This is a genomic window from Dechloromonas sp. TW-R-39-2, from assembly GCF_016864195.1.
In the GTDB taxonomy this organism is placed as follows: Bacteria; Pseudomonadota; Gammaproteobacteria; order Burkholderiales; family Rhodocyclaceae; genus Azonexus.
Genome location: NZ_CP045202.1, coordinates 1,642,255 through 1,666,609 on the forward strand (window position 1 = coordinate 1,642,255; position 24,355 = coordinate 1,666,609).

The window sequence follows — 24,355 nt, forward strand, 5'->3', positions numbered from 1 at the left end:
TTCCAGAAAATACAAAGACAGGATTTTACCAGCCGGTAAAATCCGGCGTATCGCAATGCACAAAATTCACCTCATGCTGATCTTCCTTTCCCCCGCCAAATCGCTCGACTACAAGACGCCGCCGCACGTTGCCACGCATACGCTGCCGGCTTACTTGAAACAATCCGAGACGCTGATCAAGCAGTTGCGCAAGCTGTCGCCGGCCGATATCGCCAATTTGATGGATTTGTCCGACCCGTTGGCGCTGCTCAATTTCAATCGTTATGCCGAGTGGTCGCTGCCGTTTTCCCCGGACAATGCCAAGCAGGCGGTGCTTGCTTTCGACGGCGACGTCTACGATGGCCTGAGCGCCAAGACCCTGAGCGCCGCCGATCTCGACTTTGCGCAAAGCCAGGTGCGCATCCTGTCCGGTCTCTACGGCATCCTCAAGCCGCTCGACCTGATTCAGCCCTACCGGCTGGAAATGGGCACCAAGTTCGCCAACAAGGCAGGCAAGGATCTCTACACCTTCTGGGGTGAAACGCTGCTTGACGCGATCAATGCCGAACTCGGCGCCATGGCCCATCCTGTCGCGGTCAACCTCGCTTCCGAGGAGTATTTCAAGGCGGCGGTCGGGCGCAAGATCAACGGTCGCTTGATCCAGCCGGTCTTCGAAGACTGGAAGAACGGCAAGTACAAGATCATCAGTTTCTACGCCAAGCGGGCGCGCGGCCTGATGACGCGCTATGCCGTACTGAATCGCCTGAGCGATCCGGAAGGGCTGAAGGATTTCGATGGCGACGGCTACGCCTATGCGCCGGATGTGTCGGACGAAAAACATTGGGTTTTCCGTCGTCGGGAAAGCTGAATTTCTGGCTGTCTGAAATCAAAAAGGCCCGCCGGCATTCAGCGCCGGCGGGCCTTTTATGTTTGCTTCAAGCCTGGCTGTTAATCAGCAGACCTTCCTTGTAACGGTCCAGGCCGCGCGCAATGCGCAGCATTTCCTCGGAAGGAATCTGGCGAATGACTTCCTTGGTCTGGCGATCGAGAACCTTGACGACGGATTCGCCGCTTTCCTTGTCGATCGAAAACTCAAGCTGAGAACCTGCGCCACCAACCCGGCGTTGCAACTCCTCGGTCAGCTGCTTCAATTCCTTGGCGTTCGGCTTGGGATTCAGGGTTTGCTTCGTTTCGCCGGACTTCTCTTCCTTGCTCGCCTCGTTGGCTGCCAGGCGTGCGTTGTCACTGGCCGTGATCCGCTTTTCTTCGGTGGGCGCCATTCCTTGCCGCAGGGCTTGCGTTCCCTGTGTGGGCAGCGGCGCATTCAGTTTCATTTCACTCATGGCAAATACTCCAAAAAACAGCGCTCATGCTTGGGTGTTGACAAGATTGCCGGCACTGTCGAGCCTGCTGCCTGCGCTTTTTAGATTGTGGGCCAGTGTTTTCAGAAAACTTTGCAGGTCAGGCGCACTTTGGGTGGTGGTTTCCGGGCTGGTTTTTCCCTGAAGCGCCAGCGCAAGATTCTGGAATGAAGTTTCGAGGTCGCTGGTCTTGCTGCTTCCCGTAGTGCTGGTGCCGCTGTCGGTCGGTGTTCCCAGGGATTGGGCAAGATTTTGCAAACGCCCGGCCAGGTCGCTATAAGCATCCGTCCGGCGTGAGGCGGAAACGGTATTGCCATCCTCGCTTGCTTCACTCGATTCGGTACGTTGCGCACTGTTGCCGGTCGCATTCAGTGCCTGGAAAAGCGCGTTCATGAATTCGGGCAGGGCCTGTCCGGCATTCTGGGCGGTTTTTGAACTCGCACTTTCCGCATCATTGGCTTGTGTCTCGGTTGCAACCGGGGGGCGCGATGACGCGGCCGGCGCCAGGCCTGACTGATCGAGTGTTTTTTCCAGTGCCTTGAGTAACTGGCCGGCTTTGTTTTCAGGGACGCGTACCTGTGCTTCCTGATCTTTGCGCCCTTCGCGTTCAATACGACTGGCCGCGATATCGCTATTGCGGAGGGTGCTGACTGTACTGCTGTTGATATTACTGATGTCCATGATCATCTCCCGAGACGCACGATGCAGTCACGTGTTCATCAACGGCAGGTTTTAGGGGAACTTGAGGAATTTTTTTGTAATTTTATAAAATCAAAAAATGTATTGACTCGGTATGGGTGGGCAAGGCTATAATGCGCCCCCTCGCGTTCTTAGCTCAGTTGGTAGAGCGTCTGCCTTACACGCAGAATGTCGGCGGTTCGAGCCCGTCAGGACGCACCAAATTGCTCTGGTGGTGAAATTGGTAGACACGCTATCTTGAGGGGGTAGTGCCGCAAGGTGTGCGAGTTCGAGTCTCGCCCAGAGCACCAAAAATAGTTCTAAAGCAGTCCAAATAAGGCCAGAAAACCAAGCAAATACAAGGTTTCTGGCTTTTTTTGCGTCCACGGAAGTCCAAAGCGATCTATTGCAATCCGGGGGTACAGAGGGGTATAAACAGGGGTACAAGGCTACACGCCTAGAGGAGATACCCCCAATGGCACTGAGCGACACCGCAGTACGTAGCGCAAAGCCTGCAAACAAGGCTTACAAGCTTGCTGACGAAAAAGGTCTTTTCCTTCTGGTGCACCCAAATGGCTCAAAGTACTGGCGCCAGAAATACCGATTTGACGGCAAAGAAAAAACGCTTGCTCAAGGGGTCTATCCTGACATCAGTCTCAAGGAGGCCCGAGAACGCCGAGACGAAGCCCGAAAGCAATTGGCCAATGGGGTTGATCCCAGCCAACATCGAAAAGCAGCCAAAGCTACCCGGGAAGCCATCGTTGCCAACAGCTTCGAAATCATCTGCCGCGAATGGCTAGAGTACAAGCGCAGCAACATCGAAGAAGCTCAATACAAAAAGGCTCTCGCCCGATTGGAGAAGGATGTCTTCCCCTGGATGGGTACCAGACCAATCTCTGAGATTTCCGCCCCTGAAATTCTGGCCGTACTTCGCCGGATTGATGCACGGGGAGCTCGCTACACTGCCCACAAAGCAAAGAGCGAAATCAGTCAATGCTTCCGTTTTGCCATCGCTACCGGCCGAGCGGAACGCGACCCCTGCCCGGACCTCAAAGGCGCAATTCCTCCGGCAAAGACCGAAAACCTTCCCTCAATCACCAATCCGAAAGAAGTGGGTGAGTTGCTTAGAGCGATAGATGGTTTCAAGGGCACATTCGTTGTGAAATGCGCCCTTGAGATCGGACCACGAGTATTTGTCCGTCCAGGTGAGTTGAGAAAAGCGAAGTGGGAGGATTTCGACCTCGACAAGGGCGAATGGCGTTACTTCATCACCAAGACAAAAACTGAACACCTCGTCCCGCTCGCCAGCCAGGTTGTCTCAACGCTACGGGAACTACACGCCCTGACAGGCCACGGCCCCTATGTCTTTCCAGGGCGTGACCCCAAACTTCCCATGAGCGATGCTGCCATCAATGCGGCACTACGTCGTATGGGATACGACACAAAGACAGAAATCACTGGGCACGGATTCCGTGCAATGGCCCGCACTATCCTGCATGAAGAACTACATCAGAAGCCTGAAGTCATTGAGCACCAGCTGGCCCACTCCGTTTCTGATAGTTTAGGTACAGCCTATAACCGCACCAAGTTTCTCAAAGAACGTCGTGTGATGATGCAATCTTGGTCCGACTACTTAGACAAGCTGAAATCTGGAGCACAAGTATTGGAATTTACGCCTGCTGCTTAGATTGCATTAACTAGTTATTTAAATTTTGAGGTGAAAAATGGGAATATATGATAATGCATACCCAACTAATTTAGTCCAGCTCGCTGAAATAATGAAATCCAGTTCACTTGCGGATGCGATGACGAATTTGGCTAAAGAATTTGATTTAGACCGTGAATTGTCACTCACAATTGTCAAAGCAAGAACAACACCGGCCGAAGAAAGATGCGTCCACTACAAAAAACTCTACGAGCTATACGCAACGATAATACAACGGTACCCCCTGAGCAATGCAATCTTGGAGATTATAAATGACCATGCAGAATACATGCACTATAAAAAAATGTGCAAGTTCTACAAAGATGATCTAACTTCCGTAATAGAAGCAACAACAAAAAGAAAAGAAGCTGCAGCAAAGGGCGGCGAAGCAAGAACTAAAAAATCAAAAGATTTTGCGAAATTCATAAAAAAACTAGTGGACTCAACAAAACCCAAGGAAGGATGGGAGAGCATAAATCATTTCCTTGAAATCAACATGGAAAAAATTGAGCAAGAAAATTCTCTAAAAAAATACAACTTCGCAACATCCAATCTTAGAAAAACAGTAACAAAATGGATTAATTCCGGCGCACCACTCCCGGAGTTAAAGGACGCATTCAAGGCTAATTAATTCAGATTTTAGTGACACACAGCACTTTGATTTTTTCGAGGACGCCCCCCCTTTTTTACAACCACCTTAAGTTCAGATCTGCCAAAGGTTCTTCCGACCACTCCGGATAGCGCCACATAGTAATCCACCTCTGCCAGATAACCCGCCGATTTTAGTAGGTTTTTACGTAAAATCGCATTATCGTGGCTTATAGAACCAATTCCAAGAACCCCTCTTTTTTCGTAATACGGCTTGTTAGCATTGCAATTCCAGTACGCACCTTTTTTATTCGTTAAATTAATCCAAGTCTCCCCCGCCATTTTTCCTAGGTTTATATCATTGCGTGCTTTTGATGAATCAAAAAAAAGCATGACATGAAAATGAAGGCCTCGTGACGGACCAAACTCCAGTTTCCAAATATATCCTACAAATGCGCTGAATTTTTCTCCGGAACGGATATGCCGAAGCCACTTTTCCAAATCCAAGTGCGCGCTCTTGCAATTATCAGAGCAAAGAATTGATCCATTCACATAAGATAGATCGACACGAACAACCAAAAGTCGCGAGTGGATATCAAAAAGATTATTGATCAAATTCAATGCGCTTCTTGCATTCTTACTAGCAGCTCTGCGTCTGTTTTTAACTGTCTTTGTAAAATCCGCACCAGAAGATTGCTCCCTGAAATTATTTATAAACTTATTGAATGCATCATACGCAAATACCTTCTTATCCATTGTGCTGGTATTGTAAAAATTGAAATATGATTTCAACACCGAATCTTTTGATAGTAAATCAACGAAAAGCTTAAATATTGGATCGAGATCATGATATGAAAAATCTGCCATAACGCGCCGCAAATCTCTCTGCAGTATATTCTCAAACAAATTCATCAAATTGCTATCCCCCCTTGATGCTATCGCATATTTTCCATCCTTGTTTTTTCTCAAGACATCAAAGACATTCCCATCAAAAAGCAACAAATCCGTCAGTGAGTCCAAGCACCTTCGAAGTGCCTTGACCGCATCGCAATCAGGGCGACCAGCTCCCTCTCCATTAGAGCTGATATCACCCCCTGTCCATGCGTTTCTCCCGACCCAGTCACTCAGACAGGCAACCCGATCTTTACTCATGACAACACCAACTTGACAAAACATTTAAATAAAAACAACCGGAACCTGTTGTAAATAATTCAAAAGCACCCCCGCACTTCTCTGTAGGATGGTTTTGTATCTTAAATAGTAATGTGAAATCAAGTAAAACAATCACGCAAAATTCTCCGCAGTAGAATTGAAAATATCGCCGTTTTTCTACCTAATCCTCCCGACTTCAGATCGGGCCTGTATCCACTCGCAAACCTCCTCCAACAACCACCCAACAGAAGCTCCTCCTAACTTGAATGGCGCAGGAAATGTTTGATCAAATCTCGGAGATTTTGGATTAATCCAGTCGTAAATTGTTGATCGACCTATTCCTATCATTGACTGCAGGTCTTTTATACGAATGACCCGCGCCGGCTTTGTTATCACATCAATATCGTTCATCATTGTTTCCCCTGTTTGTTTTTGGACAACGACAAATATAAAAAATAATTTCAGTTGTCGTAGAGCTTTAGCCAAGCTTGGTTGATTTGTGCTTAGCTAAAGCCACGCTTAACCACCAACGCAGGGGCCGCCTAAGACAAACTGCCGGACGACCATGCCGAAAGGCAGCGAGTTCGGGAGTTTGTGGCCATTCAGATTCGCTACGGTGTTGAATGCATCCAGGTGCTGCTGGGTCAATACAGCTGCGGTGCGAAGACTGGCTAATCAATCACAAGAAGACTTACCGGATTTGCTGTGAGAAAGCCTGAACCTACGGAGCAAGCTGCCGCACACCGGCAAGGACGCCCCGTGATCACGTCACTTCCTTCATGTAGCCTTTTGAGTAATTGACGACAGGGCAACTTAGTTCCCCTGGCACAGTCGAGTTGGTTCTACACCCACTCAGCACGGGTCTTTGCTAGGGGCTCCTGTTCCAAAATTATTTCAGCTGCTGAACCAGCCCGTGAATTGAGAAGGCTCCCGCCCGATCCTGTTTCTAAAGTATCTGAGCCACGTATATCTGAATTGGAAACCTGAGAGAACTGTCTTCGGAGTGTCGAATTGGCAAGTCTCTGCATATTCACAAGAAGCCCACTCCGTTGCTGACGGAGTGGGCTTTTCTGTATGTGCTTTCCGAGTAGTTCAGCTAACAGCAGATGCTCCGGCCATTGGCTCATCTGTCCTTCCTCAATGAACGCAGGAGAAAAACCATGACTTTGAAATGCCCAGTGTGCAAATCCAGAAAACTTGAAACGTTCGATTACGGCAAAAAGACGGGCGCCACGATCGGCGTTGTAGGTGGCGCAGCGAGCGGTGCCGCCGGGGCCATGAGTGGTGCTCGGCTGGGTGCGAGCGTCGGTGCCGTCGTAGGGCCTGTTGGGATCGGTATTGGCGGTATTGCCGGGGCAATTATTGGAGCCATTTTGGGCGGATCAGCAGGTGGTGCGGCAGGTGCCAAGATTGGTCAAGCAATCGATGAACGCTACTTGGAGAACAACCGCTGCCTGAATTGTGGCCACACATTCAGCAACGACTCCCAGGACGATCAGCATAATCAGCGCGCGCGACTGCCACTCCATCGCTGAGCCCTTGTTCGGATTCACCCCGGTGCGTCCAGTGCTTACGGCATGACGGGACGCCTGTAGTCCGTTGATCCATCGATCGTTCATCCATATTCCACTTTTACATCCTCGATCCGTTTAGGAGAGTTTCAATGGCACATCTCGTGCAACAAATGGCCTACGTCGGTGAAGAGCCGTGGCACGGCTTGGGCAATCGCCTTCCAAGCAAACAGCCTTTAGAAGTCTGGCAACAGGAAGCCGGCATGAATTGGCAGATCAATGAGTCGCCGGTTCGCTTCATGTCGGACAGTATCGGTTCGTTAGGCTCGATTCACTCGTTTCCGGAACAGAAGGTCTTGTATCGTTCGGATACGAAGGAAGCGCTTTCTGTGGTCTCACAACGCTATCAGGTCATTCAGCCGCGTGAGGTACTGGAGTTTTATCGCGATCTCACGGAAATCTCTGGTTATCAGTTGGAGACGGCAGGGGTTTTGAAAGGCGGGAAGAAGTTTTGGGCGTTGGCGCGAACAGGACAGTCGACTACTTTGAAGGGGAATGACCAGGTCAATGGCTATCTGCTGCTGGCCACTTCCTGTGATGGCACCCTGGCCACAACAGCAACCCCCACGACGATACGGGTGGTCTGCAATAACACCCTGACCATTGCCGTGAATGGCGCAACGCAAGCGATCAAGGTGCCGCACAGCACGCGTTTTGACGCCCAGTTGGTCAAACAGCAATTGGGTATTGCCGTTTCCCAGTGGGATGGCTTCATGTATCGCATGAAGACTCTGGCTGAGCGTAAGGTGAAATCACATGAGGCGATGAACTACTTCCTGCGCGTGCTGTGTGATGCCCAGCCGGTTCCCGGTGATTTATCTGTCCTGTCCAATGAACGGGCGTTGAAAAAGGTCCATAGCCTCTACGATGGTCAAGGGCGAGGTGCGGAACTTGAAGCGGCCAAAGGCACAGCCTGGGGCTTGCTGAACGCCGTGACTGAGTACGTTGATCATGAGCGGCGTGCTAGAAGTACCGAGTACCGGATGGATTCTGCCTGGTTCGGTCAAGGAGCCGTGATTAAACAACGGGCTCTGGATACCGCTTTACTGCTTGCCGCCTGAATTCATCGCCAGCCCAGCTTTTACCTTTTACGCCTCCACAGACAACGCCCGGTTCAGCAAATGCTGACTGGGCGTTGTCGTTTCTGAAAGGAACACATCATGCAAACCCAAGTCTTGCCACTGGTCAGTTCGGCTAAACCTCGCCCGGCATTGCGCCTGGTGGGTACCAAGGAACTGCCGCGTGACGATTGGCTAGCCGTTCGCAAACAAGGGATCGGCAGTTCCGATGCGGCCGCTGCGGTGGGGCTCAATCCCTACAAGTCCCAACTCGAACTCTGGCTTGAGAAAACTGGACGAGATGGCAGCATGCCCAAAGCAGATCCCCAGGATGAGGAAAGCCCAGCCTATTGGGGCAACATCCTCGAACCGATTGTGGCGGCGCACTACACCAAACGGACCGGCCACCGGGTGCGGCGCATTAACTCTGTACTGCAACATCCAGATCCAACACTCGCTTGGATGCTGGCGAATATCGACCGTGAAGTGACGGGGGCCAGCGATGTTCAGATCTTGGAATGCAAAACAGCCGGGATTAACGGTGCACGTCTCTGGAAGGAAGGTGTTCCGGAATATGTCCAGTTGCAGGTCCATCACCAATTGGCCGTGACGGGCAAGCAAGCCGCTGATGTGGCCGTCCTGCTCGGTGGTCAGCACCTGGAAATCCATCGTATCGAACGAGATGAAACGTTGATCCGGCGCTTGATCGAACTGGAACGCCAATTCTGGCGCTACGTTGAAACCGATACACCACCACCCGCCGATGGCTCCGAATCTGCTGAGAAGAGTTTGCGTTGTCTGTACCCGAAGGATCACGGACAGATGCTGGATTTCACCCAGGATCGGAACCTCTCGGCCAGCTTCGCGGATTTGCTGGCGGTCCGTCAGTCCATTACGGAGCAGGAGAAGCTGGAAGCGCAGTTGAAGCAGCGCCTGCAGCAGGCCATCGGTGAGGCGAGCGGGGCACATTTTGAAACGGGTTGCGTCACCTGGAAACGGAGCAAGGACAGCGTGGCAGCGGACGTTGCCCGACTCCTGGCCGATCACCCCGATCTCCAACAGCGCTATGCCACGACGAAGGCTGGCAGCAGGCGGTTTCTGATCGCTTGAACCCCATTCACCCAAACACGACCGCCGCCGGAATCATCCGGGGCGCTCGTGTGCGGGCAATTATTGATAGAAGGAGTAAAAATCATGCTGAAAGGTTTGGTCATCACGCCGCCGGTACTCGGGCGAATTTCCATTGGCAAGGTCGTCGAGCGCAACGGCAAGCGACTACCGGAGAAAGACGATCAATTCACCATTACGAGCCAGGTTCAAGGAAAGGATGGCTGGTTGCCTCACCCCTTTGATGAGGGCTTACGCAAAGGGCAGGGCGGCAAGATACGCAGCATCCCGATTCAACTCCTTTTCAACGATCCAGAATTGAGTTTTAGGGCGGAGTACAGCCTGTTCGACCGAAATACCGGCCGGCCACTGTGCGTTGGTAATGGCGAAACCTGCAAACGGCGAAGCGAAGAGGGGATACAGAGTTTGCCGTGTCCTTCACCGGTTGGTTGTCCTTTGGCGCAGGGTCATGCGTGTAAGCCGTATGCTCGTCTGAATGTGAGCGTCGGTGACGATGATCCATTGGGTTGTTTTGTGTTTCGGACGACTGGATTCAACAGTATTCGGACGCTCGTGGCACGCTTGCGTTACTTCCAGGCCATTTCCGGTGATCGACTCTCCTGTCTGCCGCTGGAGTTGAGATTGCGCGGCAAATCCACACGGCAGAGTCATGGCGCGCCGATTTTCTATGTCGATATCACCCCGAGAAGCGGCATGACCATCGAAGAGATGTTGGCTGATGCCAGGCGAAAGGACGCTGATCGACAGTTGGCAGGTTTTGATCAAGCGGCCTTGGACATTGCTGCTCGGCTAGGTTTGGGCAACGGGGCATTTGAGGAAAGCGATGAGGATGGCAGCGTTGTGGTCGAAGAGTTTTTCAGCGACACACAATCGGCTCAGCAACTTCCATCGAAGCTTGATTCGGATGGGGGAAAACCTGATTTGGTCGTGCAAGGAAAGTCATCGCTCGCGACAAAGCTGGATGCCAAGGCTGATTCACTCGTTTCCTGATCAACGCGCGCGAATCATCGATTGGCTTGAGTACAGTTTAAGTACGGCAGGGCGTCATATTGTGCAGGTTCTGATTTGAACTGAGACAGGCGGTGGGGATGCCACCTCCTGTCTTAATTTTCGTCGGAAATTTTTTTGTGATTTGGGTACGAAAAGGGCTGTGTGCGCAATACCTAACAGCGTTATCAGGCCGTCAATGGAGCCCTTATTTTGCGAGCACGCTGACAAAATTAAACATGACTACGATGATCGCTAGATTATCCGGCGGCATCTTCCCATTTCCATTAATTAACGGGTCGCTTCGACAGTTTCCCGAAAAATCAGTAGTGGGTGGAGTAGTTGCAGTACTGACAGCACCTCGGCCATAGCGGTCTTACAGCAGATTTCGATAGTAAGGCCGGTATCAGCCAATTAGCAGACCTAAGGAACTGCAAAATTTCAAAAATATTTTCCTGAGCAGTTATGGAGACATCAGCCCCGAGAAAATCTTTGCCATGATCTCCCCCGCCCCGCCCCGCCCCGCAGTGGCATTGCCCGCCCCCTGTTGAATCCGCCGATGTCATTCAAAGCCATGATGATGGAACGATGCGCATCGAGTGCTACGCCAATCTGGAGTCTGTGCCATCGAATACCGTTACATGGTTGGGGTGTACCCCAGCGGCAGCAAAAAACTTCTTGCGCTCATCACCTGTGAAAGCAGCTATTTTCTGGAACTTGGCGACCCAGGAAAATTTGCCCTCGAGGTATTTTTGCCGGAAGGTCACCATACCCTCGATGTGGCGACCGAGTATGGTCCCTGGAATGTTTTCCTCAAGAAAGCCGTGACGGTTATCGAATCCCTCCTCGCCGACAGCCAATCCCCCACGGCATAATGGCGTTCGCTTCAATCCTGACCCCATCTCATGGCAACTCTCCCCGACAATCAGGCGATTCTTGGTTACTGGCGCCGACGCAAACTTTCACCTGGCCTGTCAGAGGCGGAATGGGCGGATTTCTATCAAAAGGTCACCCGCCTGCTGATACGCACCCGGTTGCCGGCGGAATATGCCGACACCGAGGCGCGGCAGGATCTGATCCATGCTTTTTTCGTGCAGAAGATTTTGCAAAACGCCCGGACAACCCAGGCGGGCGATCTGGAAAATGCGCATGTTCTGCACGGTTACCTGAAGCGCTTTGCACAAGATGAAATACGCGAACAGGCCGGACTGGTGGAAATAGACGAATACGTTGCTGACGAAGAAGATGTCTTCACCGATGTGGTGGAGGCATGTGCCGTGGCGCTTTCCCACGACGACTTGCACCTCCTGGCTGAAGCCGGCATCGATGTGGCGACAGCCAATGCCGAAGCGGATCGTTTTCTCGCCACCTTGGGCGAAGGTGAGCGACGGATGCTACGTCATCACACTTGTGCCGAAGATGAGGCACGTCTGCCGATGGACGCAATCGCCAAACGCTGGCAGATCGCCAGCTACCACTACAAGGCCAAAAAGTTGGGAATCACCGGGCAGAAGGGCGGCTTTTTTCAAGGTTATGAAAACACCTTGCTCGGCGGCTGGCTGACAAAACTGCGGGCAGAAATTTCTCCGGAATGGCACCGGGAATTGGTCGCACTATTGAATCTCCTGTGCTTGCGCGTTCAGAAAACCATGGGGGAAACGTGATGCAGCGCCGGCTCTATCCCCCGCTCGAACGCTTGCGCCGGGAGCTTTTCGATTCCCCTGTGTCACCGGAATCATCTGAGTTCCTTCCTGACCTGGATGCTGCCCAGCCAGATACGCCGCCGCCCATGCCCGACTTCATCCGCGAACACATCGCACGCACGGTGGCCGCACAACTTGCACATGTGCCGAGCGCTCCGGCTGTTGGGCAAATTCGTGCCTTGTCTGCAGTCAACGCGATAAACAAGCAGAATTCCCGACCGCTTGGCCGCAATGTCGGCGTGCTGCTCGGTGCCCACTTGGGCGGCCAGCAATGGCAAGGCTGGTTGGTGACGGCCGATACCGATTACGCCACCGACCGGGACTTGCTGATCGAGGAAGACGACGGCCCCGCTGACCCGCAAGCCGGCATGGTCATGACCCGCTTGCCGTTGCGAGCCATCATCCCGGGCGACGCGCCGATTCTCGCCAAGCTGTCCCCGGCGCGCCTGGGGGCCGTTATCGCACTGGCTGAAGCGCCGGACGGTGCCGAGCCGATTCCCCCCCGGCCAGGACATATCTTCGCCCGCGACCTCGACGCCGAGCATGTCGGCATCACCGGCTCGCCGCTCGGCGGCCCCGGCGATCCACGCCACGCCTATCGTGCCCTCCACCAGCAATTGGCCGACGAAATGAGCAGCACAGCCGAGGCGGTGGCCCCCCAGACCAAAGAACAGCCGATCCGTAGCGGATTCTTCGCTTGGCTGTTCAGTCGCCACTGGGCTCCGGCGCCGGTCCTGGCGGCCTTGATTGCTGTCATCGCTGTCCAGAATCTGTGGCTCAACGTCGGCGACGATGAAACCCTGCGCTATCGGGGCCACAGCGAGGTCACGACGCCCTGCGCGGCAGTTGCCCGCCTGCGCGTCGTCTTCAAGGCCAATGCGCCACAGGAAACCGTGGTGTTGCTGCTGCGCAAGGCTGAGGCACGCGTCGTCAGCGGCCCCTCGGAAATCGGCGAATGGTGGCTCAGCCTGCCTGCGGATGCTTCAGTAAAAGAAGCTTTGGCACAGTTGCGCAACAGCCCGTTGGTGGCAGATGTAATCGTCGTCGAGACAAAGGAAACGGCATGCCAGCCCTGATTCGCCTGATATTCTTGGTTTTGCTGCTAAGTTGCGGCGCCAGCGTCAGTGCCGCAGGCAACCAGGCGGTAAAGCATGCGCTGGTATTGGCGAATGGCGGATATAGCCGCGATGCGCTGCCCAATGCCCTGCGCGATGGCAAGCTGATGGCTCAGACACTGCGGCAATTGGGGTTTGCCGTGACCGAACGCACCGACTTGCCCCGCGAAGAAATGATGGCAGTCGTGGCCCGCTTCACCGATGGACTGCCGGAAGGAGCGACCGCACTGGTGTACTACGCCGGGCATGGCATGCAGGTGGGCGGCGGCAATTACCTGACCCCCATCGACATGCAACTGACCGGCGAAGCCAGCGTCCCGCTCAAGGCCTATCCGGTGCGCCATTTGCTCGAACGCCTGGCGCTGGCCCGTAGCGCGGTCAACATCCTGATCCTTGACGCCTGCCGCAACAATCCTTTCCTGCCGGCCGGCGCGGTCCGTTACCGCAGTTTCAACGCGTTGGGCCTCGCCCGGGAACATACCCCGCGCGGCACGCTGATCGCCTATTCCGCCTCCCCCGGGCAGCAGGCGCCCGAAGGCCAGGGCAAAAACAGCGTTTACAGCGAAACGCTGGCCCGAACGCTGCTCGAACCGCAACTTGAAATACGCGACATTTTCAACAAGGTTGGCAGCCTCGTCCGCCGGCAAAGCCTGGACGACCAGATTCCCTGGTATGAGTCGTCACTAACCGACGACTACTATTTCCAGCCGCCGGACGGCGTCACCGTGGCGGCCGGCAAACCCCTCCAGTTCGCCCGACTGGGGCGGGAGGGGCGCAAGGTTCGGGGAGAAACCCCGCCATCGCTCAACTGGTTCAACGATCTCAGCGTGCAGGAATGGGACATGCTCGATTGGGAAATCCAGCAGCGCGTCGAACGCCTGACCGCCGACGAACTCCCCGCGCTCGAACACAAGGCCGAAGGCGGCAGCCTGGTGCACCAAACCACGCTGGCGCTTGCCTATCGCGAAGGCGTCGAAAAGGCCATTGAACCGGGCAGCGGCAAAGTCACGCGCTACAACGCCAACAACTCCAAGGCGCTCAAATGGCTGGCCCAGGCGGCTGAGGCCGGATTCCCCATTGCCCAGGTGGAGCTGGGTGAAATGTATTTCGCCGGCCATGGCGTCGACCGCAATCTCGACACCGCCCGCCGCTGGATAGAACAGGCCAACCACGTGCGCTACACCCGTGCCCGGCTGGATCTGCTTCAACTGGACACTCTGCTGTCGGCCATGGAGGCAGCACGCGACCCCTATCTGGGCGGCGTAAGCAAAAGGGCGGCGGCTGTTCCAGAGGAGAGGCGATAACACCATGTCGGCTCATCGACTTCAAAATAGGTACAAGCCAAAAATCTTATTGGCATGTACGTTATGATCGAATCATTTTGCTCAAGGGGGCGTTGTGCGTCTGTTCAGACTGATCCTGGCACTAACTGTTTTGCCAATGTGCGTACCGGCACAAGCCGGCGAGCGTGAATTGCTAGAGGCCATCAAGCAAGCCAACTGGCCGGTCGTCAAACAGGAAACCGAGCAGCTGGCCAGCGCCGGCAATGCCTGGGGGCTTTACATGAAAGCGGCTTTTATCGGCGGGATACTTTGCCAAGATGCCAGCAGCCCTTGCAAGCCCATCCCCGGATTTGAACTGGATAGAAAAGCGGCGGGCCAGTATCTGCTTGCCGCAGCCGAGAAAGGCGAACGACAAGCTTTCGACTACCTTGCCTTCGGCTATGAGCGCGGACTTTGGGGCTTGCCGGTAGATCGGGAGGCCGCCATCGCCTGGTCACTGAAGGGACTTCACTTGATGGATGAGCGCAGCGCGAGTCGCTACTACGCTCTGACCGGCTTGAAGCGCGGCAGCCTGCTGCCCGGCGCTCACTTCGGTTCAAGGCAATAATTTTTCAAAAAATGAAATCACAGGCGTTATAGCAGTGCGACAACCAAGGGAGACACCATGAAACGCACAGTATTCGGTATAGCCACATTATTACTTCTCAGCACCGCCCCCTGCGTGGCCAACGCCTTCACGGCCATCGCCTGGAGCCAGTCCGGGCAAAAAGGCGGATCGGTCAAGAATGCGCCGACCAAGGAAGCAGCCATTTCAGCGGCTATTGCCGATTGTAAAAAGAGCGGTGGCGGTGCGGATTGCCAGGTCTTCAAAGTCACCGATGAGCCCGGATTCGTCGCGCTCTACGCCACCTGCGCCAAGACCTGCGGCGTCACTGCGGTAACGGGGCGCCCTACGGCGGAGCAGGCGCGGATCGATGGCAAGCGGGAGTGTGAAGCCTATTACCGGGCTAGCTGCCAGTTGGCGCAGGAGTGGCAAGAAGGCCAGCCTCGCCAGCTTCCTGCATCCAGCCAAGAAGCAACAACACAGTGTTTTGTTCAGGACCATCCCTGCGCATGCGTTACGACAAACCCAACGGCAAAATTGGACAAAATTGTCAGCGGCGAAATGAGTTACGAAAAATACATGGAACAACTTTCGGGAATTGAGATTATTTGCATGTATACGGTGGGGCAAAAGACAAGCAACCAAGAAATGAGTCGAGAAGCGGCCCATGCGATGCTTAATCGCCAAGATGCGGCGAGGGAGGCAGTGAAATACGGTTTTTTGAATCTGGAACAATATGAATTAGCGGCCAAGCAAAATGGTTGGAGCACCAACAAGGCAGCAGCGGTTACTCCAGAACAAGGGCGTCATCAGAACGCTGGTGTAGTTACTAATCAAAGAGCCTGTGATTCCGGCGACGGGGCAGGCTGCTACAACCTCGGGGTGATGTACTACAAGGGGGAGGGCGTCAGTCAGGACAAGGAGGAAGCAGTTCGGTCTTACGATAAGGGCTGTGGTTTGGGGGATGGAAAAGGCTGCTACAACCTAGGGAATATTTATCGTAAAGGTAATGATGCTCGTCAGGACAAACAGAAAGCATTTCAATATTACGACAAGGCCTGTAGTTTGAAGGTTGGAGCTGGTTGCTACGCTGTCGGGTTGATGTATGACGATGGTAGTGGTGGTCGCCAGGATAAACAGAAAGCGGCCTATTTTTTAAAGAAGGCCTGCGAGCTTAATGTTGACGCGGCCTGTGGTAATTAAAAATAAATAATAAATGGGGTCGGCTCCCTATTAAATTCTTAGAAAACCAAGGCCATGAAGAATTTTGAAGCAATCCTTCTGGGAAATTAGGACAAAGGAGAAATTGAATGTCGAAATCATGTCTTCCCCTATCGATGGGAGCTCTTGTACTGCTGGGCTGTTTTTCGATGGCTCATGCCCAGAACAAAATCCTCGACATGGGATCGGGCAAAACTCAGGCTAACCCCGAGGCCTATTACCAACAGATGTCCGATAAACTGCAAAGCTGGCGTGCCAATATGCCCAAGGGGGCTGTCGTCGTCACGACCAATGCCATATTGGAACGCTCCAGTACAGGCGGAGATCTACCCGGCTTCATCGTGCGCAAGGTGAAGGGCAACCAAGTGACCGTGATTGGCCAGCACGACAATTACTGCACCGAGGTCATCTCATACTGGGTAGATAGAGAAACCGGAGAGAGATCGGTCAAGGATTGCGCCCAATACCGGGATAACCCGGAAGGCTATATCACCCTGTCGAAAAGCGACCTGCTCCCGCTTTATTGGACGAACAACACCCAACCCGCGTATTCACTGTCCGACAGCAGCAAGATTGACCAATATCAGAAATACAAGCGCTATAACGGCGACTTGATCCCTTTGCGTTACACCGAAGCCAAGCCGGAACCGGTTGATCCCCGCTTCGCCAAATACAGAATCAACTCCAGCGCAATTAATGAAGCTCGACACGATCCCGGGGCGTCGGCTCGACGCATGAAGGAACTTTTCCAGATCAAGGTTGAATAAGTCCGGTAAGCCAGCTCCGCCATTTTTATACCTTGCTTACTTCACTGTAAGTAATAAACACCGTATCAGAAATCACCAAGGGAATATCAAATGTCTGCTGTATCAAAAAAAATCATTGCAATTGTTTTGGCAATTCTCTTTGTCAGCGCCTGCGGAAACGACAAGCAAGCCGCTGCCAGCGCCAAAGAAACTATAGGTTCAAATTTCACCGAAAACCTGAAAAAAGCTGAAGCGGGCGACGCCACAGCCCAGGCGCTGGTAGGACGTGCTTACCTCAAGGGTGAGGGGGTGGCAGCCGACAGTGCCAAGGCACTGGAATGGATCAAGAAATCCAATGCGCAAGGCAATCCAGAAGGGCAAGCCGCTCTTGGCGGAGTCTATTGGGGTGGCGACGTGGGTGTTCAGCAGGATTATAAGGAGGCCTGCCGTCTTTACCGTCTTGCTGCTGAGCAGAACAATGCAGCAGGCCAAGTGGCGTTGTCAGGCTGTTATGAGTTGGGCGTCGGCGGGCAGAAAAAAGACATAGCCAAGGCAGCAAGCCTGCAGGAACAGGCTGCGGCACAAGGAAATACACTGGCCCAAGAAATGATTGGCCAAAAATATTTTTATGGCGTGGGCGTCAAAACCGATCAGGAAAAAGGAATGCAGTGGCTAACCAAGGCAGCAGAAGCGGGCCAAACCGATGCCATGCTTACGATTGCTCGAATCTATTACACAGAGAAGAATGATCCAGTTGAAGCGGTTAAATGGGACCAAAAAGCGGCAGATAAGGGCAATCCTGCCGGGATGAATTCAATAGCGAACTGCTACGAAAACGGTGAGTTTGGCTATAAAAAAGACGAAAAAACCGCATATCAATGGTACCAAAAAGCTGCGGATACCGGTAACGCTGACGCCTTGTTCAATATTGGCCGGTTTCATCGTCTTGGGCTAGCCGGCTTAAAGAAGGATGAAAACGAGGGGGCCAAGTGGTATCAGAAAGCCGCCGACGCGGGTAGTCCTATAGCAATGTACAACGTTGGCACCTATTACGAGAACGGTGAGTCTGGTTACAAAAAGGATATGGCTGTAGCCGCCCTCTGGTACCGCAAGGCAGCTGAGTTGGGTGATAAAGATAGCCAACTCATGCTGGTTGATCTCTATACCCAAGGCCTCGGTGTAAAGAAAAATTTGAAGGAAGCCGCCCGTTGGCAGCGTATGGCCGATACAAATAACGGGGCGTAATAACGCGACCTGAACTGTAAAACCAAACCAATTTGGTACGAATCGGAAAGGCTATTTGTACCCAGCGCACCGATAGCCTTTCCAGAAAACACTAGCGGCCAACAGGAGGTTCCCAATGAGTTTGCCCGTTTTGCAATGGCGTTGGCTGGTCTTTTTCGTGCTCTTGCCTATCCTGGTTTTCTTACCGTTCGTGTTTGTGGGGTGGTTGCATTTCAACGGTTACGTTGAGGCCGCTTACTTCGCTATCCTGGCCATTGCGGCAATGGCGTCGCAGGCCCAAAAACAGGAGCGCAATCCTGTTGCTGCACGCATCTCGAGTCTGATCGTATGGACAACTGGTGCTTGTGGAGGGCTTGCATTAGCCGTGGGTGACACAGTTTTTGGCTATTCCATAGCGATTCCGCTAATGGCAACAAGCATTGCCATGTCATTTATAGTGGTTCACCTCCGCCGCACGACTTGATTTGTACCAAATAAATGGGGGCAGATTCCTATTGAAAATTGCCAGAATTTTTATAAAAATTTTCAGCCTAATTAATCACTAAAAACAAACAGCGAAAGGAATAAAATGTCAGAAGTTCAATCGGATAGAGCATGGGTTTTTGGTCAAGTCTCACCCCTTGTCAGGCTCTTTATGGTCGTTCCATTAATAGGCGATTTTGTAGGTTTATTTACGATTCTCCCCATATTGTTAAGATTTGTTGTCAGCCATTCAAAGAAAAAACTTGTCGATTTATCGATTCTTGGTTTTTGGGTTTTGTTCTTTTTCATGCTTTGTTATGTCGTTGTTGCTTACGTCTTTATGTTCTTGGGGGCAAAGGAAGATACAGCTTGGACTCTTGGGTTGTATGGAGGGATTGCACTCAGATTCTTTGTGCTTTTCAAAATCCTTCCCTGGTTCATCAACCGAGTTTAGGTTGGTGCGGCATTAAATCTCATTTTGACGATGACGCCAGTAACAGATAGGGGCAGACCCCTATTAACATACTAGTTATTCCACAGAAAATCATGGCCATGACGGATATTTGGGTTGGCGTTTTGAGGCTCGCCTCAATTGTGACCAGCGCAACTATGGACATTAGCGGCCTGTTTGCGAAAACCAAACGTATTTGAGGTGACATGTTCACGAAAACATCCACATTCCTGAGGGACCACCTGACCCCCATCAACACCTTGGTCTTGCCGTTTACCGTGCTCAATGGGTTTCTCGATTTTCTCGGCGATGCTTTCACGAGTCTCAGGTACGTTGTCTTTACGGTGATCGGCATGATCTTCATCGTGATGACCACGCTGGCGATCAAGGAAAAACGGCAAGCCGCCCAAGCCAATGGGCTTGCCGAGCAAGCGCCCGCTCGCTGGAATCGTCCATTCACCAGAGTATTAGCCGCCTTGCTTGGCGCTTCTGCGTTGTTCGGCGGTATTTCGCTGGCCTATGCGAGCAAGGGTGGGGTGGCGGCAAATGCTTATCCTCCGCTGAAAGATGTGCAGCAGGCCATGCTCGGCGTGTTGCTGGACGTCAAGGCGGATACCACCGTGATCAAGGACGGGGTAGAGAAAATTTCGCGGCAAATGGAAAACCCGCGTGCGCAACTGAAATCGCGTGGCTATGAGGTGACTTCACATGGATTGTTTGAGGCCATCAAGCAGCGCGATGAAGAGGCGGTAGCGCTTTTCTCTGCTGCCAGGCTGCGGGTGGATCAGCCGGAGCCACTTGGGTTTCTGCTGGATAGTTATTGGGATGCGAAGATCGCCGCTCTGCTGACCGAGGAAATGTTCACCGACGAAAGCGCCTGCATCAATAAACAGGGAGCCGGTTCGCAAGAAATTACGATGTATCTGGGCATGTATATGCACAACCTACGTCCCGACCAGCCCGAGAAGGCTGAGACATTCAAGCGCCTGTGCAAGTCGGCTCTTGTTCGCGAGTCTTTGGAAAGGCGGGTGCAGACGATGCCCGAGACGGGTGAAAATCCTGAGTTACTGGCGCAATACCGATGGGCACTGAATTACCTGAGCAAGTAATGCCGAGGATAAATCGCCATGTCCTTTGACGAAGACGCCAGGAAGAAAGCTCTGGTTAATTGGCTATTGGGTATCGCTGCGTTTATTGCCTTGTACGCCTATGCCCGGTTTTTCTTTGGCTGGCTGATCGGCTTTGTCGTGATCACGCCCATTATCGGCGTCGCAGTTTCGGTTTTTGTCGTGAAACACGGCGCCGGCGGAGCGTTTCGCTGGCTCAAGCGCATGGCGCTCAGCGACCAGCAAGGCATCCACCACGCTTTCCACGACCATCCTGTCTGCGTTCGCTGGCAAGACGGCGATTGCCAAACGCTGGCAGCGGATGTGTTCGACATCCTCCGTCATCAAACCGATGCCACTCTGTTGCGGCGACTGGCCTTGCACTACGGGGAGAATGGATTTTTCAAGGACTGGCGAGGGCATTGGTGGTTCGGTGAATCGGCCCTTCTGGATTGGCTGCATCGCCGTTCGCAATCGCTGGATTATCAAACCTTGCGCTTGCATCGCTGGTTCGCGAAAGAGGTTTTTCCGCCAATGCGGAAAAAGGCGGAATTGCGCGGGGAAAAGCTTTTGATCATTGAGGATTGAACGAGGCTCTTCCGCCCCGGACTGAATTACCACAGATTCCCGTTGGGATATTTTTCGGCATTTTTCAAAAATGTTCGCCAGTCTCCGTTTTATCAGCAGAAACCGCGCTCAGGGTGAGCAGGTAGAAACTGACAAGACAGGAGCCAATATGCTCGATCTCGAGACCAAACTGGGAAATGGCACCCAGAACTTCCAGCAAATGTTGCAGAACGAAGGCTGCGGGGGCATTGATGACTGCATTAATCGCGAGATGACGGGCAAGTTTGCCGGTGACATAGCGCTGTTATCCAACTAATGCGAAAACTTCAATGACCAACCTGACGCAAAGCATCGCCATCCTTCTGACCCAGGAGTTTCACAACGAGCTGGCCCTGGTCGCCTCGCTGTCATCGCTCGGGAAACTTGTGTATGGCTTCTACGCACTGGCCGCGATCCTGGTGATCCGGCCGCACATCCGGCAGTTACTGCGCTATCGCCACGGCAAGGCCGGCAAGGGCGATTTTTGCCATCGGGCGCAGTACGAGGCGATTTTCTGGCGGCTGGCACCGCTGTTGTACGCCTTCGTAATCGATTCCAAGCTGCTTGGAATTTCGGTGTTCATCGATATCGTCGGACGGTTGTGGACCATCCACGAGAGCCACAAGGCAGAGCGGCGCTTCATGCGGGCGAATCAGAAAGTTCTGGTGCAGCAAGAGGCTATGTCGTCATGTGCTGCGTGATTTGCACCGAGCCGGGGGCCGGCGACACCGGCCAAGTTGAGGTTGGCCAAAAGAGCGAAACCTTGAAGCATTGTCCGTTTTGCAGCTCCGACCAGATAGGCGACATCGAGATCGATCAGGGCCGCTGGGCGGTTTGCTGCCCACGATGTGGCACCATCGGTCCGCATTGCCGAAGCCGGGAGCTGGCCACCGCGCGTTGGAATTCGCCGATCGAACGCTCAACGGAAACCACATGAACAGTGAACAAAAAGGGGGGAGAGGCCTCTATTAACATACTTGGGAAACTCTGCATAATTAACCGTCATTAAGCGGAATTTGTGAAAATAGGGCCATTGTCATAGCGACCACGAAACTGATGAAATCGATGAAACAACTCTGTCTTGCCGATACCGGTTTTCTGCCAAAAGCGAGCAAGCAAACTCGGAACGCCGTTTTCTTGTCGGAGATGGAGCAAATGGGGGCAGCCCCTATGAACCGAGGAAAAACACAATGAAGAAATCCATCCTGCTGGCTGTAGCCTGCGCCTGCCTGAGCGGCGGAACTTTCGCTGCTCAGGAGACGCTTGAAAAAGAACCAAAGCAACCCGTCCAGGCCGAACAGGCGCAGGAAGCGGTGACCCCGCTTGAACGGATGAATCTGGTGCCGATGCCGGACCATTTGAAGCCGGGGAAAGTGACGAGCGTGTTTCCTCTGGCCGGTGGCGATGCGCTGGAGGTGAAGGGTTCGTGGGTTGTTCTGTCGAGCGAGGGCCAAGGCATGTTCCAGTTGGCACCGTCCGACGATCAAAGCGGAAAACGCGCGCGGATGCTGGTGGTCTCTTCGGACAAGATGGATTCGGACGTGGAGTTCGGATCTCGCCTGCTGAAAACCTTCCGCGAAACGACCTGCAAGGACAAGGAGAAGCTGACGGCCGAATCGATTCCGGAAAAAGCTGTTTTGATTCAAACAGCGCAAGGCGCGGCCTTCTTCTCGTCCTGCTCGGTTGGTGACAAGGCGCTGCTTTATGCCATCGATTCGATCAAAGGCTCCGGCAAGATGCGCCACGGAATCCTTTATGGAGTGGATGAAGATCGCCCGGGTTCGCCGCAAGCAGCCACAGATTTGTCGGACAAGGCGATCCGCGAATACCAATCGATGTTCCTGAAAGTGACAGCCGACCTCAGCAAGGGGCGCTAGCCAACGCAGGGAAAGAGGTTCCGAACCCCTCGCCATTTTTATTAGCCTTGTTTTACGCCATCAACAATCCGGTTTGCCGTGCATAAATCAAAATCTGCCAACCAATCCGGGGCAACATGTTCACGAAAACATCCGCATTCCTGAGGGACCACCTGATCCCCATCAACACCTTGGTCTTGCCGTTTGCCGTGCTCAATGGGTTTCTCGATTTTCTCGGCGATGCTTTCTACTAGCTTCAGATACGTTGTCTTCACGGTGATCGACATAATCTTTGTCGGAATGACCACGCTGGCGATCAGGGAAAAACGACTATGGGGTTTACCGCCTGATACTGTTTAGCTGCCCACGGTCAGGTATGGGCACGCAGCACTCATTGGCTAACAATGAAAGCAGCTATCCGGGGAAATAGTTCAGTCAGTGGCCGGTTCAATGTTAACTGCGGTCGTACAGGCGGCATTCCTCGAATGACCGTTCAGGCCGAGCAGCTGCCTGTTGTCGCTAGCAATAGAGTAGATATCGGGCAAAGCTACCATGCAACCATCGCCGAACGGTGGGCTGACGGGAAACCGTTTAGTAGAGTAGAGACGTCAGGTCGCAGTAAAATGCCAGGAGACTACAGCATTCCACTGAGCGCCACACCAACGAGCAGACAGTTCCTACGCAATCTACACACAAGTGCGCTGCCTGAGCAGCGCACTTGTGTGTAGATCAAACCCTGGTTTTTCGATGTGCCAGCCTCTGCTATAGTTTGCCCTGTGCTCCACACAAATTCCTTGCTGCAACAGTTAGGGGGTACAAATAGGGGTATACGGGATTTTGTAAAAATTGAAACGCTTGAACCACAATGATTTCCTGGGTTTGTTCGATGCCCGCCCAGGCACCATTTGGAAATCGGTCACCTCCGACCGCGTTATCAAACCCGCACTTGGCGGGTTTTTTTATTTCCATCATTGCCGCACCGTTTGCTGTTTCCTCGCAGCACAGTCCAGGAATTTCCATGACCACACGCCATAACCACCGCCAGCGCAAGAAGCTCCATATTGGGGAATATAAGGAACTCGGCTTTACGGTCGAAATCCAGTTTGTCGAGGGCTTGTCTGATGCCGCCCAGGATGCTTTCCTTGATGCATTTGTCGGTCAGGTCATCGAAGTGCGCAAGCTGATGTACGGCGGCAGCTTCTCGTATGGTTTCGTTTGTCGCGATACACGCGCCGACGCCAGTGAGGAAGACCGTACTGCCGTTCGCGAATGGTTGGCCCAGCGTAGCGAAGTGCAGTCGGCAAGTGTCAGCGAACTGGTGGATGCCTGGCGATAAATCGGCAGTTGTTTTGCTGTTGTAAAAAAGTCCGCTGCGTGCGGACTTTTTTACATGAAAAAACTGAGCAGGAAGGCGAGTAACGTCACCGTTTGGCGTGTGCGTCGATGCTTTTCCACTGTGTCGGCATCGATGGGCAGCAGTTCGGCGCTTCGCCAGGTGCGGAAAAAGAACCAGGCTATGCTTGGGATGATGGCGTAAAGCGGTAGCGGGGAGTTGGTCAGCGCGGCGACCAGGCCCCAGGTGCAGCCGAGCAAGACGATGCCGACGCTGATGCTGGTCGAGACCTTGTTGGCCACGTAGCTGTTGCCCTGGCAAGCCGGGCAGCGGGCTGGGCTGGCCGGGTCAGCGCTGATTTTTGCGCGGAGGCTGATACTTTGTGCGGCACAGTGCGGACAAGCGTCCATCCGGATT

The 24,355-nt window shown here is 53.2% G+C and carries 30 protein-coding genes and 2 tRNA genes; 25 read left to right on the forward strand and 7 right to left on the reverse strand.

All coding sequences use genetic code 11. From position 1 onward, the window contains the following. The first annotated feature begins 73 nt into the window (after positions 1 to 73). Entirely contained in the window at positions 74 to 847 is a 774-nt protein-coding gene (gene yaaA / locus GBK02_RS07785) for a peroxide stress protein YaaA (RefSeq protein WP_203469333.1), read from the forward strand. 67 nt (positions 848 to 914) lie between these two features. Here the strand turns inward: yaaA and GBK02_RS07790 are convergent, their stop codons facing one another. Together GBK02_RS07790 and GBK02_RS07795 are read right to left on the reverse strand one after the other, a co-directional pair. Further along, positions 915 to 1,322, reverse strand: a complete 408-nt coding sequence (locus GBK02_RS07790) for a flagellar protein FlaG (protein ID WP_203469162.1) — start codon at positions 1,320 to 1,322, stop codon at positions 915 to 917. A 24-nt stretch (positions 1,323 to 1,346) separates the two neighbouring features. Beyond that, entirely contained in the window at positions 1,347 to 2,021 is a 675-nt protein-coding gene (locus tag GBK02_RS07795) for a hypothetical protein (RefSeq protein WP_203469163.1), read from the reverse strand. A 143-nt stretch (positions 2,022 to 2,164) separates the two neighbouring features. Between GBK02_RS07795 and GBK02_RS07800 the strand changes: the two genes are divergently transcribed. The 4 genes from GBK02_RS07800 (at position 2,165) to GBK02_RS07815 (ending at position 4,354) form a co-directional block, all read left to right on the forward strand. Then, positions 2,165 to 2,240, forward strand: a tRNA-Val gene (locus GBK02_RS07800). A gap of 4 nt (positions 2,241 to 2,244) precedes the next feature. Then, positions 2,245 to 2,329 (forward strand) — tRNA-Leu (locus tag GBK02_RS07805). A 164-nt stretch (positions 2,330 to 2,493) separates the two neighbouring features. Beyond that, positions 2,494 to 3,705 carry an integrase arm-type DNA-binding domain-containing protein gene (locus GBK02_RS07810; protein ID WP_203469164.1) on the forward strand — a complete coding sequence of 404 codons (1,212 nt, stop codon included), beginning with the start codon at positions 2,494 to 2,496 and terminating at the stop codon, positions 3,703 to 3,705. Positions 3,706 to 3,742: 37 nt separating this feature from the next. After that, a complete protein-coding gene (locus GBK02_RS07815) occupies positions 3,743 to 4,354 on the forward strand; it encodes a hypothetical protein (protein WP_203469165.1) in 612 nt (203 codons plus the stop codon). 8 nt (positions 4,355 to 4,362) lie between these two features. Here the strand turns inward: GBK02_RS07815 and GBK02_RS07820 are convergent, their stop codons facing one another. Both GBK02_RS07820 and GBK02_RS17055 read right to left on the reverse strand, forming a co-directional pair. Continuing rightward, the gene (locus GBK02_RS07820) at positions 4,363 to 5,463 is read right to left on the reverse strand and encodes an inovirus-type Gp2 protein (protein ID WP_203469166.1); all 1,101 of its coding nucleotides are present in this window, start codon (positions 5,461 to 5,463) and stop codon (positions 4,363 to 4,365) included. 177 nt (positions 5,464 to 5,640) lie between these two features. After that, on the reverse strand, positions 5,641 to 5,877 hold the full coding sequence (locus tag GBK02_RS17055; RefSeq protein ID WP_203469167.1) for an AlpA family phage regulatory protein: 237 nt from the start codon (positions 5,875 to 5,877) through the stop codon (positions 5,641 to 5,643). A 746-nt stretch (positions 5,878 to 6,623) separates the two neighbouring features. Between GBK02_RS17055 and GBK02_RS07830 the strand changes: the two genes are divergently transcribed. The 19 genes from GBK02_RS07830 to GBK02_RS07920 all read left to right on the forward strand — a co-directional run bounded on the left by GBK02_RS07830 (position 6,624) and on the right by GBK02_RS07920 (position 22,626). Then, positions 6,624 to 6,998, forward strand: coding sequence for a hypothetical protein (locus GBK02_RS07830; protein ID WP_203469168.1), 375 nt, complete (start codon positions 6,624 to 6,626; stop codon positions 6,996 to 6,998). A 128-nt stretch (positions 6,999 to 7,126) separates the two neighbouring features. Continuing rightward, on the forward strand, positions 7,127 to 8,095 hold the full coding sequence (locus GBK02_RS07835; protein WP_203469169.1) for a DUF932 domain-containing protein: 969 nt from the start codon (positions 7,127 to 7,129) through the stop codon (positions 8,093 to 8,095). Between the two features lie 99 nt (positions 8,096 to 8,194). After that, positions 8,195 to 9,202, forward strand: coding sequence for a YqaJ viral recombinase family protein (locus tag GBK02_RS07840; RefSeq protein WP_203469170.1), 1,008 nt, complete (start codon positions 8,195 to 8,197; stop codon positions 9,200 to 9,202). 84 nt (positions 9,203 to 9,286) lie between these two features. After that, complete coding sequence (locus tag GBK02_RS07845) at positions 9,287 to 10,210, forward strand: hydrolase or metal-binding protein (protein WP_203469171.1); 924 nt, start codon at positions 9,287 to 9,289, stop codon at positions 10,208 to 10,210. Positions 10,211 to 10,806: 596 nt separating this feature from the next. Next, complete coding sequence (locus GBK02_RS07850) at positions 10,807 to 11,082, forward strand: hypothetical protein (RefSeq protein ID WP_203469172.1); 276 nt, start codon at positions 10,807 to 10,809, stop codon at positions 11,080 to 11,082. A 30-nt stretch (positions 11,083 to 11,112) separates the two neighbouring features. Continuing rightward, the gene (locus GBK02_RS07855; RefSeq protein WP_203469173.1) at positions 11,113 to 11,871 is read left to right on the forward strand and encodes a hypothetical protein; all 759 of its coding nucleotides are present in this window, start codon (positions 11,113 to 11,115) and stop codon (positions 11,869 to 11,871) included. Further along, positions 11,871 to 12,986, forward strand: coding sequence for a hypothetical protein (locus tag GBK02_RS07860; protein ID WP_203469174.1), 1,116 nt, complete (start codon positions 11,871 to 11,873; stop codon positions 12,984 to 12,986). Before GBK02_RS07855 ends, GBK02_RS07860 begins: the two co-directional genes overlap by 1 nt. Then, complete coding sequence (locus GBK02_RS07865) at positions 12,974 to 14,329, forward strand: caspase family protein (protein ID WP_203469175.1); 1,356 nt, start codon at positions 12,974 to 12,976, stop codon at positions 14,327 to 14,329. Before GBK02_RS07860 ends, GBK02_RS07865 begins: the two co-directional genes overlap by 13 nt. Before the next feature lie 94 nt (positions 14,330 to 14,423). Further along, on the forward strand, positions 14,424 to 14,915 hold the full coding sequence (locus tag GBK02_RS07870; protein WP_203469176.1) for a hypothetical protein: 492 nt from the start codon (positions 14,424 to 14,426) through the stop codon (positions 14,913 to 14,915). Between the two features lie 57 nt (positions 14,916 to 14,972). Continuing rightward, positions 14,973 to 16,115, forward strand: coding sequence for a DUF4189 domain-containing protein (locus tag GBK02_RS07875; RefSeq protein ID WP_203469177.1), 1,143 nt, complete (start codon positions 14,973 to 14,975; stop codon positions 16,113 to 16,115). Between the two features lie 107 nt (positions 16,116 to 16,222). After that, complete coding sequence (locus GBK02_RS07880; RefSeq protein WP_203469178.1) at positions 16,223 to 16,900, forward strand: hypothetical protein; 678 nt, start codon at positions 16,223 to 16,225, stop codon at positions 16,898 to 16,900. Positions 16,901 to 16,990: 90 nt separating this feature from the next. Further along, complete coding sequence (locus GBK02_RS07885; RefSeq protein WP_203469179.1) at positions 16,991 to 18,124, forward strand: tetratricopeptide repeat protein; 1,134 nt, start codon at positions 16,991 to 16,993, stop codon at positions 18,122 to 18,124. 115 nt (positions 18,125 to 18,239) lie between these two features. Beyond that, positions 18,240 to 18,587, forward strand: coding sequence for a hypothetical protein (locus GBK02_RS07890; RefSeq protein WP_203469180.1), 348 nt, complete (start codon positions 18,240 to 18,242; stop codon positions 18,585 to 18,587). Positions 18,588 to 18,692: 105 nt separating this feature from the next. Next, a complete protein-coding gene (locus tag GBK02_RS07895) occupies positions 18,693 to 19,040 on the forward strand; it encodes a hypothetical protein (protein WP_203469181.1) in 348 nt (115 codons plus the stop codon). Between the two features lie 203 nt (positions 19,041 to 19,243). Next, a complete protein-coding gene (locus GBK02_RS07900; RefSeq protein WP_203469182.1) occupies positions 19,244 to 20,146 on the forward strand; it encodes a hypothetical protein in 903 nt (300 codons plus the stop codon). A gap of 18 nt (positions 20,147 to 20,164) precedes the next feature. After that, positions 20,165 to 20,731: a hypothetical protein gene (locus GBK02_RS07905; RefSeq protein WP_203469183.1), complete on the forward strand. Its 567-nt coding sequence runs from the start codon at positions 20,165 to 20,167 to the stop codon at positions 20,729 to 20,731. Between the two features lie 70 nt (positions 20,732 to 20,801). Further along, positions 20,802 to 21,026, forward strand: a complete 225-nt coding sequence (locus tag GBK02_RS07910) for a hypothetical protein (RefSeq protein WP_203469184.1) — start codon at positions 20,802 to 20,804, stop codon at positions 21,024 to 21,026. Between the two features lie 13 nt (positions 21,027 to 21,039). After that, entirely contained in the window at positions 21,040 to 21,450 is a 411-nt protein-coding gene (locus tag GBK02_RS07915) for a hypothetical protein (RefSeq protein ID WP_203469185.1), read from the forward strand. Between the two features lie 489 nt (positions 21,451 to 21,939). Next, positions 21,940 to 22,626, forward strand: a complete 687-nt coding sequence (locus GBK02_RS07920) for a hypothetical protein (RefSeq protein WP_203469186.1) — start codon at positions 21,940 to 21,942, stop codon at positions 22,624 to 22,626. Positions 22,627 to 22,667: 41 nt separating this feature from the next. Here GBK02_RS07920 and GBK02_RS07925 read toward each other — a convergent pair whose 3' ends face one another. Next, positions 22,668 to 22,892 (reverse strand): hypothetical protein, encoded by a 225-nt coding sequence (locus tag GBK02_RS07925; protein WP_203469187.1) that lies wholly within the window; start codon positions 22,890 to 22,892, stop codon positions 22,668 to 22,670. Positions 22,893 to 23,367: 475 nt separating this feature from the next. After that, positions 23,368 to 23,625, reverse strand: a complete 258-nt coding sequence (locus GBK02_RS07930; RefSeq protein ID WP_203469188.1) for a hypothetical protein — start codon at positions 23,623 to 23,625, stop codon at positions 23,368 to 23,370. On the opposite strand from GBK02_RS07930, the gene GBK02_RS07935 reads away from it, so the two are divergent. Beyond that, positions 23,624 to 23,941 carry a YggL family protein gene (locus GBK02_RS07935; protein ID WP_203469189.1) on the forward strand — a complete coding sequence of 106 codons (318 nt, stop codon included), beginning with the start codon at positions 23,624 to 23,626 and terminating at the stop codon, positions 23,939 to 23,941. The two genes, GBK02_RS07930 and GBK02_RS07935, sit on opposite strands and share 2 nt — an antisense overlap. Before the next feature lie 50 nt (positions 23,942 to 23,991). Here GBK02_RS07935 and GBK02_RS07940 read toward each other — a convergent pair whose 3' ends face one another. After that, positions 23,992 to 24,348: a hypothetical protein gene (locus GBK02_RS07940; RefSeq protein WP_203469190.1), complete on the reverse strand. Its 357-nt coding sequence runs from the start codon at positions 24,346 to 24,348 to the stop codon at positions 23,992 to 23,994. Positions 24,349 to 24,355: the final 7 nt, after the last annotated feature.